At 36.4% G+C, this 12,884-nt stretch carries 10 protein-coding genes; 7 read left to right on the forward strand and 3 right to left on the reverse strand.

Annotation, left to right across the window (positions count from 1 at the left end; genetic code table 11):
* Nucleotides 1-106 precede the first annotated feature (106 nt).
* Nucleotides 107-1,204: a mandelate racemase/muconate lactonizing enzyme family protein gene (locus WG904_RS13935; RefSeq protein WP_339579936.1), complete on the forward strand. Its 1,098-nt coding sequence runs from the start codon at nt 107-109 to the stop codon at nt 1,202-1,204.
* Nucleotides 1,205-1,331: 127 nt separating this feature from the next.
* Complete coding sequence (locus WG904_RS13940) at nt 1,332-1,931, forward strand: GIN domain-containing protein (protein ID WP_339579937.1); 600 nt, start codon at nt 1,332-1,334, stop codon at nt 1,929-1,931.
* A gap of 94 nt (nt 1,932-2,025) precedes the next feature.
* Here the strand turns inward: WG904_RS13940 and WG904_RS13945 are convergent, their stop codons facing one another.
* Together WG904_RS13945 and WG904_RS13950 are read right to left on the reverse strand one after the other, a co-directional pair.
* Nucleotides 2,026-2,856, reverse strand: a complete 831-nt coding sequence (locus WG904_RS13945; protein ID WP_339579938.1) for a glycoside hydrolase family 25 protein — start codon at nt 2,854-2,856, stop codon at nt 2,026-2,028.
* Nucleotides 2,857-2,957: 101 nt separating this feature from the next.
* Nucleotides 2,958-4,331, reverse strand: a complete 1,374-nt coding sequence (locus WG904_RS13950) for a dipeptidase (protein ID WP_339579939.1) — start codon at nt 4,329-4,331, stop codon at nt 2,958-2,960.
* Nucleotides 4,332-4,559: 228 nt separating this feature from the next.
* Here WG904_RS13950 and WG904_RS13955 point away from each other — a divergent pair, with 228 nt between their 5' ends.
* The 5 genes from WG904_RS13955 (at nt 4,560) to murA (ending at nt 11,367) form a co-directional block, all read left to right on the forward strand.
* Nucleotides 4,560-5,090 carry a PH domain-containing protein gene (locus WG904_RS13955; protein ID WP_339579940.1) on the forward strand — a complete coding sequence of 177 codons (531 nt, stop codon included), beginning with the start codon at nt 4,560-4,562 and terminating at the stop codon, nt 5,088-5,090.
* The gene (locus WG904_RS13960; protein ID WP_339579941.1) at nt 5,087-6,592 is read left to right on the forward strand and encodes a PH domain-containing protein; all 1,506 of its coding nucleotides are present in this window, start codon (nt 5,087-5,089) and stop codon (nt 6,590-6,592) included. The genes WG904_RS13955 and WG904_RS13960 overlap by 4 nt, the downstream gene beginning before the upstream one ends.
* A 127-nt stretch (nt 6,593-6,719) precedes the next feature.
* Entirely contained in the window at nt 6,720-9,023 is a 2,304-nt protein-coding gene (locus WG904_RS13965) for an ATP-dependent helicase (RefSeq protein WP_339580000.1), read from the forward strand.
* Between the two features lie 338 nt (nt 9,024-9,361).
* Nucleotides 9,362-10,036 (forward strand): DUF4290 domain-containing protein, encoded by a 675-nt coding sequence (locus WG904_RS13970; RefSeq protein ID WP_339579942.1) that lies wholly within the window; start codon nt 9,362-9,364, stop codon nt 10,034-10,036.
* Nucleotides 10,037-10,041: 5 nt separating this feature from the next.
* Nucleotides 10,042-11,367 (forward strand): UDP-N-acetylglucosamine 1-carboxyvinyltransferase, encoded by a 1,326-nt coding sequence (murA, locus tag WG904_RS13975; protein ID WP_339579943.1) that lies wholly within the window; start codon nt 10,042-10,044, stop codon nt 11,365-11,367.
* 63 nt (nt 11,368-11,430) lie between these two features.
* Here the strand turns inward: murA and WG904_RS13980 are convergent, their stop codons facing one another.
* A complete protein-coding gene (locus WG904_RS13980; protein WP_339579944.1) occupies nt 11,431-12,792 on the reverse strand; it encodes a pyridoxal-phosphate dependent enzyme in 1,362 nt (453 codons plus the stop codon).
* Nucleotides 12,793-12,884 lie beyond the last annotated feature (92 nt).

A 12,884-nucleotide genomic window follows, 5' to 3' on the forward strand; every position in this document is an offset into this window, starting at 1 on the left:
AAAATGTAAAGCTATTAAATATCTACAAACGTATTAAAGTTTAATTTTTCCTTTTTATAATTAACTTTACTAGCTAAAATTATACTCAGCACTCAATATTAACAAGATGACCATAACCCACACCGAAATATACCGTTTTAGTATCCCAATGGAACCCTTTGTAATTGCAACTGGAACCATGCATTTTGCACAAAATGTGTTGATTCGAATACATACAGATAAAGGCATTTATGGCGTTGGAGAGTGTTCGGCTTTTCCGATGATTGTTGGCGAAACCCAAGAAACTTGCCTAGCTATGGCAAAAGATTTTGCTCAGATTTGGAAAGGTAAAAACCCATTAGAAATACCTGAGCGTATGGCCGATTTATTGGCTTATGCAGATCATAATGCTACTATAAAAAGTGCATTCGATATGGCCTTGTTCGATATTTCAGCAAAAAATGCAGGTTTGCCTCTTTATAAATTTTTAGGTGGCTATAAAAGAACAATCGAAACCGATATGACAATTGGGATTGATGATGCAGAAGGGATGGCGAGTAAAGCACTAGAATACAAAAACAAGGGCTGTAGGATTATTAAAATTAAACTCGGAAAAAAAGTACACGAAGACATCGAGCGAGTGCAGAAAATTAGAGCAGCAGTAGGTAGTGAAATGGTTTTACGCCTAGACGCAAATCAGGGATGGAGTTTCGACGATGCACTATTTGCTTTAGGAGCACTTGAATCTGAAAATATCGAATTTTGTGAGCAGCCCATGCGCACTTGGTTTGACGATCGATTGCCGGAATTGGCTTTAAATTCGCCGATTAAAATTATGGCAGATGAGAGCTGTTATAATCATCATGATGCTCGAAAATTAATCAACAGTAAATCGTGCGAATATCTTAACATTAAATTCGCAAAATCGGGCGGAATTTTAGAAGCGCAAAAGATACATGAAGAAGCCTTACAAAAAGGCATGAAATGCATGATTGGAAGCATGCTCGAAACACGAATCGCCTTAAGTGCCAATCTTCACTTTGCTTTAGCAAGTCCAAATGTGATCTATTTTGATCTAGATACCTGTTTATTAGGCCATTTAATAGATCCAGTAGTTGGAGGTCTTACTTATGATGGTTATTTCTTAAGCATTCCAGAAGACCCTGGAATTGGCGCCGATGCAGACGAAACGTTTTTAAGTACCTGTGAAAAGTATATGGTATAATCTTTTCGTCTAACTAAAAAGCCAGTTCGTCGATAATTACGAAGTTTTCGTATAAAAGCGCTAGAGGGCATGCAACTTTTTTTTGATTTGGTCGTCATATCAGTAAATCACACAAAAAAAATCAAACATGAAAACTTCAATCAAAACCCTATTCGCTACAGGCTTAATTGCCTTAGCCATCTCAAATTCAGCTGTTTACGCAAATGGTTCGACTTCAAAAATGCTTTCAGTTAGTGCTGTAGACATTGCATCCATTCAAAAAATTATTGTAACTGGAAATGTCAATGTCACTATTGTTCAGGCGCCAAAATCGAAAGTTTTATATCAAAATGAAAATAATACTAGAGTTAGCGTTACGAAAAATAATACTTCCATAACTATCGATGGTGGCAATGCTACGAGTATGGCCGAAATTACAGTTTTCGTAGACAATATATATAGAATTGATGCGTCAGGAAACGCAATGGTACAAACTAAGGGCAATTTCGCAGTAAAAAACCTTCAAGTATTTGTAAAAGACCACGCAAAAGTAGAAGTAAATGCACAAACTGAAAGTTTATATACTGTTATTAAAGATACTGCCGAATTAAAATTACAAGGCCACTCTGATTCTCATGTTTTAACGATGGATAAACTATCTAAAATCACCTTAGAGAACTTTAGCGCTTCTAAAACGGATAAAAGCAATACAGAGGTTACCACATTTGCCGCACTTAGCTTAAAATAAACCAAACAAACAACATATATTCAATTTTGGTTGTAGCATTATGCTACGACCATTTTTTTTGTACCCCCACACTTAAACAATCTTTAAAAAGTTGTCAAAGTATAAGAAGTTTTTTAAACTGCAAGCTATCTCCGTTAAAAGCGTTAAAATCTACTACATGATTAATTCCATTAATTCGTGCTTTATCAGAATGTTGCCAAAATTTCCACGCGTTGCTATCCAATTTTAGCTTTGGCTGGTGATAATGCGCTACCCAGAATGGGTAATCGGTATAATATTTAGCTAAGTAAGTTTGGTAAAATTTAAGTCCGCTGTAAATAATTGGCTTTACCTTGGTTTTTTCTTCTATTTGAATTACAAAAGCATTTAGTTCGGTTCTCATTTTATCTGGCGATACGCCATCCAAACTTTCGATATCTACAACGGGTCGCAAATCTCCCTTTTCAACGCTAATGGTCTGTAGAAAAAAGTTCGCTTGCCATCTACCTGATTTTTTTGGTCTAAAAAAATGATAGGCTCCTACTTTTATGCCTTGCTTAGGTGCTTCTCGCCAATTTCGTTGAAAGTAAGGATCAACACCCATTATACCTTCCGTAGCTTTTATAAACGCAAAGGTTATTTTAACTCCATCCTCATTCATGGCCTTTACCTTTTGCCAATCTATTTTTCCCTGATAGTACGATACATCGATACCGTGGATTGCATATTTTTTGGGGATTTTTATCTGGTAACTTTCATAAGTTCGATAGTTTATATCATCCGTCGGATGGTGTACCCAAAACCATGCTGAAGAAGCTAATTTAAGTACATATCCGTAATAAAAAGGAGATAATAAAATGAGTAATAGGGTAAAAATTGCAAATTTTAACTGTAGGGATATTCCTTTGCGTTTTTTTCGAGTGGGTTTGCGTTTTTTTACTGGCATTTTTCGTCATTTCGATACCGAGTGAACGAGGTGAGAAATCTATAGAAAAACTTACTTGTTAGATTTCTCACTACGTTCGAAAAGACGTATCAATATTTAACTTAATCTTTACTCAATTCCGCGAAATACTTATGAAAAAGCGGCAAAGTTTCAATTCCTTTATAATAGTTATAAAGATCGTATTTCTCATTTGGCGAGTGTAATGCATCACTATCCAAACCAAAACCAAATAATACAGATTTAATTCCTAAAACATCTTCAAATAACGCCACAATAGGAATGCTTCCTCCACCGCGCGTTGGAATAGGCTTTTTCCCAAAACTTACTTCAATTGCTTTTTCTGCAGCTTTGTAAGCTATGCTATTGGTTGGTGTTACTACGGGTTCGCCGCCATGGTGGGTGGTTACTTTTACTTTCACATAGTTTGGCGCAATACTTTCGAAGTGCTTGGTAAAAATTTCGCTTATCTCTTCCGAGTTTTGATTTGGCACTAAGCGCATAGATATTTTAGCATTTGCTTTGCTTGGTAAAACCGTTTTTGCGCCTTCTCCAGTATATCCGCTCCAAATACCATTTACTTCTAAGGTTGGTCGTGTTCCTGTTCTTTCTAACGTGGAATAGCCCTTTTCGCCCCATTCGGCTTCAATTTCAAGATCATCCCTATATTCTTTCAGATCAAATGGTGCAGCATTGAGTGCTGTTTTCTCGTCAGCTGTTAAATCTACAACTTTATCGTAAAATGCTGGGATGGTAATGTGATTATTCTCATCGTGCAGGGAAGCAATCATTTTGCATAAAATGGTAGCTGGATTAGCAACTGCGCCGCCATAAACACCAGAGTGCAAATCTCTATTAGGGCCTACCACTTCTACTTCCATATAGGCTAAGCCACGTAAGCCTGTTTCGATTGAAGGGTTTTCCATACTAATCATCGAGGTGTCTGAAATCAAAACCACATCCGCTTTTAGTCGCTCGGCGTTTGCCTTTACAAAAATGCCTAGATTGGCTGAACCCACTTCTTCCTCACCCTCTATCATAAACTTAACATTACAGGCCAAGGTGTTGGTTTTCATCATTAACTCAAAAGCCTTCACGTGCATATAGAACTGTCCTTTATCATCACATGCTCCGCGCGCATAAATTTTGCCATCTCTTAAGGTAGGTTCGAACGGTGGGGTTTTCCATAGTTCTAGAGGATCTGGCGGTTGAACGTCATAATGTCCGTATATTAAAACCGTTGGTAAGGCTTGATCGATAATTTTTTCACCATAAACGATAGGATAGCCTGCCGTTTCACATATTTCGACGTTATCAGCACCAGCATTCCTTAATTTTTCTGCTACAAAATTGGCCGTTTTTAGCACCTCACCTTTATATTTCGGATCGGCACTTACCGATGGAAATCGTAACAATTCGAACAACTCATCCAAAAAACGTTGTTTATTCTCTTCTACATATTTTTTTATCTCTTGCATAGCCTATAGATTTTGAACAAACTTAGATAAATTGCCTTTTATATGCAATTTAATTGATTGCATATAAAAGCTAGCTGTCTTTACTAAGAAACATTGCTTTTTGGCACAACCTCTAATAAAATAATGTACTTTGCAGAGTTGAACACTAGAAAACGCATTAATCAACTCAATTTGAGTTTGCCGAACCTTGATGTGTATATTTACAGAATATTGTAAAAAAACTATCTAATGTCAGAATTCACGAATGAACCTATAGAAATTGACTTACTTCCAAAATTTGAAGAGGTTAGTTTAAACGCTCCAGATCCTCGATTTTGGAGAGTGATCGCCATAAATATTTCAATCTTAATGATTTTAAGTGCTATTGGAATTGGATTATTCATTTTTTTTAACGAACCTGTTAGGGCTTACAGCCTACCTATTATTACAGGCTTTATGCTTTTATTTTTACTTCTTTTTCTGCTATACAAGGTCAGTTTTAAGAAAAGAGGTTATGCCCTAAGAGAAAAAGATATGATCTATAAAAGTGGAATTATTGCCGAAACTACCACAGTTGTTCCATTAAATAGGATACAGCATGTGGCTTTAGACGAAGGGCTGTTTTCGAGGATGTATAATCTTGCAACCTTACAAATTTATACAGCAGGGGGTTCAACTGGGCACATGCACATAGCTGGCATCCCTCTACACCAAGCAAGGGCAATTAAAGAGGCTTTATTAAAGAAATTAGATTTATTAGAAAAGCTAGCCGATCAATGATGAATTTCGATTTTAGCAAGCCACAACGACAATCGATATCAGGTATCATAATTATGGGTGCTCACACCCTGCAGCACTTTATAAGGGCCTTATTTATTCCACTAGCAATTTTTGTAATAAAGGCAACTGCTTCTGTACTAATGTATGTGGTAATTGGTCTTGCAGTATTAATCGTGGTTATTTTATTTTTTTCCTATCTAAGTTATCGCCGATTTACTTTCTTTTTGGATGATAAGAAACAAGAATTTGTAATCAACAAGGGTGTGTTTAATCGTACCTTACTTACGATACAATTAGATAAAATTCAGCAGGTAAACATCAACCAATCGCTGCTGCAAAAATTAATAGGTGTTTACAGCCTGCAGATTGATACCCCGGGTACTGCCAGTAGTGAAGTGAGCATGAAAGCAATAAGCAAAGAAATTGCATATAGTTTAAAAGAACACTTATTAAATGGGGAGAAGGTAAGTAGTTCTGATGTTTTAGAAACTAACACGGCAACACAAAAACAAACCCTATTTCTAAAATTAAGTGCTAGAACCTTATTCAAAGTTGGTCTTACGTCTAATTACTTAAGTAGTTTAATCCTTTTAATGGGATTTTTGTATGCTATTTTTCATAATGCAAAAGAATTAATTCGTGCATTCGATAATGATAATGGACAGGTTGAAGCAGCGATTAAGACTGGCGTTTCCGTTTTTTCTGTCGGCATACTCGTTGCAATTTTCTTATGTATTCTTTTGATAATTAACATTATACGTACGTTTGTAACCTATTTTGATTTTGAAGTAAGTAAGCATAAGCATTCTCTTTTACTTTCTTTCGGTCTTTTTGCTAGAAAGAATACGTTAGTAAATCCTCGAAAAGTGCAGATTACAAACTATAGTCAAAATTATTTTCAAAAAAAGCTAAACATCATTAATTTACTCCTAATGCAGGCTCATACTGGGGAAAAGAAAGAGGAAAAGGATGTAGCGAAGTCCTTTCTTCATATTCCAGGATGCAGCAAAACAGAAAAGGATGAACTACTTCGCATTATTCTAGGAGATATGCCAAAAGAGGGAAAAATCTTTACTCCAAATTTTAGATTTTTAAATCTTCCTTTATTTTTTAAGGCAATTATACCGATTGGCATATTTTTTACATTTTGGTTTAATTTTAACCAACTTAAACCTTACTATCCATTAGCCATATGCTATTTTATCTTAGTGGTTTCAACCCTTTATATTAGCTATAAAAGGCACCGATTAGTGGTTAGTAAGGATTTTATCATTAAAAAGAGTGGAATTTGGGATATTTCACATCAGATTATTGTGCCACACAAAATCCAGTCTATCACTACTTTCCAATACCCTTGGCATAAAAGTGTCGATGTTGGCCATGTTAATTTGCACACTGCAGCAGGAGTTATCCATTTTAAGTATGGTAACTACACTGAGATTAAGCAATTGGTTAACTATTGGTTATATCAGATCGAAAGTGGCAGTGAAGAGTGGATGTAACCAAATTTACAGTTTGGATACGCTGTTTCGAGAGGATGATTAATTTTTGTTTAAAGCAGGTATTTACCAACACCTTTCTATAAGCGGGGAGAATTTGTTATTTTTGAACTCAAAAAAAGACGAAGATTTGGATTATTTAGCAGGATTAAATCCACAGCAGAGAGCAGCGGTAGAAAACACACAAGGGCCTGTAATGATTGTTGCAGGTGCGGGTGCGGGCAAAACTAGAGTAATTACGTACAGAGTTGCCCATTTAATACAAAAAGGTGTAGATGCATTTAATATTTTAGTGCTTACGTTTACAAATAAGGCGAGTAAAGATATGCGCGAGCGTATTAGTAAAGTGGTAGGTGGCGAGGCAAAAAATATTTGGATGGGTACTTTCCACTCCGTATTTGCCAAAATTTTACGGGTTGAAGCTGAAAAAATAGGTTATCCATCAAATTTTACCATTTACGATACCGACGATAGCAAAAGCTTAATCAGAAGCATTTTAAAGGAAATGCAGCTAGATGATAAGCTCTATGCCGCAAATGTGGTTTTTAATCGCATTTCATCTGCTAAAAACAACTTGGTTTCTTATACCGAATATTTAGAAAATGATCAAATTCAAGCCGAAGATGCTGGCAATAAACGCCCGCTATTGGGTTTAATTTATGAAACCTATGCCAAGCGCTGTTACAAGGCAGGCGCGATGGATTTTGATGATTTATTATTTAAAACCAATGTTTTATTGAAAAATCACCCTGAGGTATTAAATAAATATCAACAAAAGTTTAGGTATCTAATGGTTGATGAGTACCAGGATACAAATTTCTCTCAGTACACCATTGTTAAAAAATTAGCCGCGGCCTATCAAAATATATGTGTAGTTGGTGATGATGCGCAGAGTATCTACGCGTTTCGGGGAGCAAATATCCAAAACATTTTAAACTTTGAACGCGATTATCCAGATTTAAAAGTTTATAAACTAGAACAGAATTATCGTTCAACGCAAAACATTGTTGAAGTTGCCAATAGCATCATTGCTAACAATAAAAATCAGCTCGAGAAAAATGTATTCTCTGCAAATGAAAAGGGGGATCGCATTAAGGTTTCGAGAGCGTTTACGGATAATGAGGAAGGAAAATTGGTAGCCGAGGCCATTGTTCAGGACCGATTAAATAGTGGATTAGCACATAAAGATTTTGCTATTTTATACCGAACCAATGCGCAAAGCAGGGCGATGGAGGAAGCTTTACGAAAGCTTAATGTTCCTTATAGAATTTATGGAGGCTTATCATTCTATCAACGTAAAGAGGTTAAAGATTTAATCGCCTATTTTCGTTTAACGTTTAACCCAGCTGACGAAGAAGCCATTAAACGCGTAATTAATTATCCACGCCGTGGATTAGGAGACACTACGATAGAGAAAATTTCTGTAGCTGCCGATAAGCACGATGTAACGATGTGGCAAGTGATTTGCAATCCACAGCATTATATTGAAGGTAGAATTGCCAATCAATTGAATGATTTTGCAGTGATGATTCAGAGTTTTGCGGCAGAATCTAAAAAGTTGGATGCTTATGAAACTGCATTATATATTGCTCAGCATTCTGGGATCTTAAAGGAATTGCATACTGATGATAGCGTAGAAGGAAGAAGTAGATACGAAAACATTCAAGAATTATTGAATGGAATAAAGGAATTTGCCGAACGCGAAGACATTGAAGATCGGAGTTTAGCTATTTTTATGCAAGACATTGCCCTATTAACAAACGACGATCGCCAGAACGACAAAGATGCCGATACGGTTTCGTTAATGACCATCCATTCGGCCAAAGGTTTAGAGTTTAAAAATGTATTTGTGGTTGGGTTGGAAGAAAATCTATTTCCTTCACAAATGTCGCTCACCTCTAGAACAGATTTGGAAGAAGAACGACGCCTATTTTACGTTGCAATTACCCGTGCAGAAAAGAAATTAACCTTAACATATGCCACATCTCGCTACCGATGGGGAACATTAACATCTTGTGAGCCTAGTCGTTTCATCAACGAAATTAATCCTTCTTATTTAGAGTTAGAAGTGGTAAAACCTTCGAAATCTATTTTTGGCGATGGCAGTTTTGATACCGAGCGCAAAAGCTGGAGTCAGCAAAGAGAATTTCAAAGCAAACCTAAAATATCGAGTTCGGCTCCTTCTTCTTCCACTATTATTCGCCCGAAAACAACGTCTATACTTCCAAAAGCGCATGTTCCTACGCCAGGTTTTTCACCAAACGCGGCCAATGAATTTCAAAATGGAATGGATGTAGAGCACGAGAAGTTTGGGTTTGGAAAAATTGTTAACTTGGAAGGTACTTTACCAGATGTTAAAGCAACTGTATTTTTTCAGGGCTTGGGAAATAAACAGTTGTTGTTAAAATTTGCAAAACTTAGGATTGTGAAATAACCGTTTTTCCCCCACCTGAGATACCTCAGAAAAACATGGGCATACTGTTTATAAACCATCAAACCTAGGTGCGCTTAGGTTTCTAATTTTTCATTTGCAAATCGACACAGAATCTAAAGTTTTGAAACCTGAAGAGCTAAGATTTCTAAGATGGTAAAAGAAAATTTAGTTTTATCCAAATTAACAGTATATTTGAATTGCAATTGTTCATTTCGATGAACTCTTAACCGTTTATCTCTTTAAGAAAACAACTTTAATTCTCATTAAATATTTTCTCATTTTCGGTTAATTCATAATGCTTTTGCAATAAATTCTTAGTTTAATATAAGCAACACATAATGAATTTCGATTATAACACCACTCGTAGTGACTTAATTTTAGCCGAATATGGCCGTAATGTACAAAATATGGTAAAGTACATTATCGATTTACCAACAAAAGAAGAACGCAATAAATATGCACAAGCCGTAATTGATTTGATGGGTTTTTTAAATCCGCATTTGCGCGATGTTGCCGATTTTAAGCATAAACTTTGGGATCATTTACATATTATATCTGATTATAAGATCGATGTAGATAGCCCCTATCCAAAACCTTTACCAGAAGCTGCTCAATTTAAACCGGCGCATATTGGCTATCCGCAACAGCGAATTACCTATAAACATTATGGCAAAACAGTAGAAAAACTGATTGCTAAAACCATGGAAGAAGAAAACCCTGAACGCAAAGCCGCTATGGTACAAGGGATTGCAAATTTTATGAAGATGGCTTATGTACAGTGGAACAAAGACAATGTAGCCGATGAGGTAATTCTTAAAAACCTACGGGAACTTTCTGGCGGAAACCTGGAATTGGAAGAGAATGTAAACCTACAGAAAGTTGAATTTAGGCCTCAGCCAAACCGAACAAATAATAACAACAATCGTGGTCGACAAAACAATAATAAAGGTCGCCAGAACAATAATGGTGGCAGACCACAACAACGTAATAATAATCCAAAACAAAGACATTAGTTAATATGAACGCATTCGAAATTATTGGCGGCAAGAAATTAAAAGGCGAAATCACACCACAAGGTGCAAAAAATGAAGCCTTGCAGATTTTATCCGCTGTTTTATTAACTGACCAGAAAATTACGATCAGCAATATCCCAGATATTAAAGATGTAAATAAACTGATTGAATTGTTGGGCGATTTGGGGGTAATTGTAGAACGCCTTAACAAAGACACGTATACTTTTGAAGCGAAAAACATAAACCTTGGTTTTTTTGAATCAGATGTTTTTAAAGCGAAAGGTGGTGGCTTACGTGGATCGATTATGATTGTTGGTCCACTTTTGGCCCGTTTTGGTAAAGCAGCTATCCCTAAACCAGGGGGAGATAAAATTGGCCGCAGGAGGTTAGACACTCACTTTATAGGGTTTGAAAAGTTAGGTGCAAAGTTCATTTATGATTCTAAAAAAGCATTTTTCAATGTCGACGCCACAAATTTAAAAGGAGCTTATATTTTATTAGACGAGGCGTCGGTAACGGGTACGGCAAATATTGTAATGGCTGCAGTTTTAGCGAAAGGAACCACAACCATTTATAATGCAGCTTGTGAGCCGTATTTACAGCAACTTTGTAAGATGCTAAATAGAATGGGAGCACAAATTTCGGGCATTGGTTCTAATTTATTAACCATCGAAGGGGTTAAAAAACTAGGAGGAACATCGCATAGAATGCTGCCTGACATGATTGAAATTGGTTCGTTTATTGGGCTTGCGGCGATGACAGAATCAGAAATCACCATCAAAAACGTATGTTACGATGAATTGGGCGTTATTCCGGAAGTATTTAAAAAACTTGGCATTAAGTTAGAACGTAGAGGCGACGATATTTTTGTGCCTTCTCAAAAAAATTATGTGATCGATACTTTTATTGATGGTTCGATCTTAACCATTGCCGATGCTCCTTGGCCCGGTTTTACACCAGATTTATTAAGTATTGTTCTAGTGGTTGCCACCCAAGCAAGAGGAAACGTTCTTATTCACCAAAAAATGTTCGAAAGCCGCTTGTTCTTTGTGGATAAATTAATTGATATGGGTGCCCAAATTATCCTGTGCGACCCACATCGCGCTACTGTAAATGGAATTGATAAAAAATATAAGTTAAGGGGAATTAGTATGACTTCTCCTGATATTAGAGCAGGCGTTTCTTTGTTAATCGCTGCCTTATCAGCTGAAGGTACCTCAACGATTTACAATATTGAGCAAATTGAGCGTGGTTATCAAGATATCGATACCCGATTAAGAGCTTTAGGCGCACAAATTAAACGTGTAGAGGGTTCAGGACCGAGCCATTAAAAATTGGTTCATTTTTCATTAGTTCATTTGCACCTTAATGAACTAATGACCAGTGAACTAAAATTACCCAGATATTGCTTCAATAATATCATATTGCGTTATAATACCAATCTTTCCTTTCTCGTCTTCTACTAAAACCGCACTGTTGTCTTTATTGATCATTGCCGAAATTTTGTCGATCGACGTATTTAAATCAACAAACGGCAAAGAAGCGGTCATAATTTCTTTTACCGGGCTCGACTTTAAGGAAGGGTTTTCCAATAGCGATTCGAGAATATTGCTCTCCGTAACCTTACCAATTACCATGCCCTGTTGCGTAATTGGCAACTGAGAAATGTTAAGAGTTTTCATCACATTTATGGCTTCTGTAATTGTTTTTTCACAATCTAATGTTACAACTTCTTGATTTGAGCTCTTAGCTAAAATAGAGCGAGCTGTTAATTTTTCATCGGTTAAGAATCCTCTTTCACGTAACCAATCATCATTATACATTTTTCCCATGTAGCGACTTCCATGGTCATGAAAAATAACCACAACTACATCTTCTGGTTTTAATTTTTCTTTTAGTTGTAAAAGACCAGCGATTGCTGAACCTGCAGAATTTCCGGCAAAAATACCTTCTTTACGTGCAATCTCACGAGTCATTAAAGCAGCATCTTTATCAGTAACCTTCTCGAATAAATCGATCACCTCAAAATCTACATTTTGTGGTAGAAAATCCTCCCCTATGCCCTCGGTTATATAAGGATAGATTTCGTTTTTATCTAAAATTCCTGTTTCCTTGTATTTTTTAAAAACTGAACCATAGGTATCAATTCCCCATACTTTTATATTCGGATTTTTTTCTTTCAAATACTTTCCGGTACCCGATATGGTACCACCCGTACCTACACCCACCACCAAATGCGTAATTTTACCTTCAGTTTGGGCCCATATTTCTGGTCCGGTTTGCTCATAGTGTGCTTTAGAGTTCGATAAATTATCGTATTGGTTTGGTTTCCAAGAGTTAGGCACTTCTCGCTCTAAACGTGAAGAAACAGAGTAATATGAGCGAGGATCTTCTGGATCTACATTGGTTGGACAAACAATTACCTCAGCGCCAAAAGCACGTAAGGCATCTGCTTTTTCTTTCGATTGTTTATCGGTGGTCGTGAAAATACATTTATAGCCTTTAATGATGGCGGCCATGGCTAAACCCATTCCCGTATTGCCAGAAGTACCTTCAATAATGGTTCCACCAGGTTTTAATGCGCCACTTTTCTCTGCATCTTCGATCATTTTAACCGCCATTCGATCTTTAATCGAGTTGCCCGGGTTGGTTGTTTCTATCTTCGCTAAAACCGTTGCTGGAATAGACGAAGTAATGTTATTTAATTTTACCAAAGGCGTATTGCCAATGGTTTCCAAAATATTATTGTACCACATGCTACAAAAATACAAAATGGCAATAAGTATTTTATGATTTAATATTTATTAAAAACTAAATTTCGAAATATTCAACAATAAAGAATTTTATA

This window comes from Pedobacter anseongensis, assembly GCF_037482965.1.
GTDB classification, from domain to species: Bacteria; Bacteroidota; Bacteroidia; order Sphingobacteriales; family Sphingobacteriaceae; genus Pedobacter; species Pedobacter anseongensis.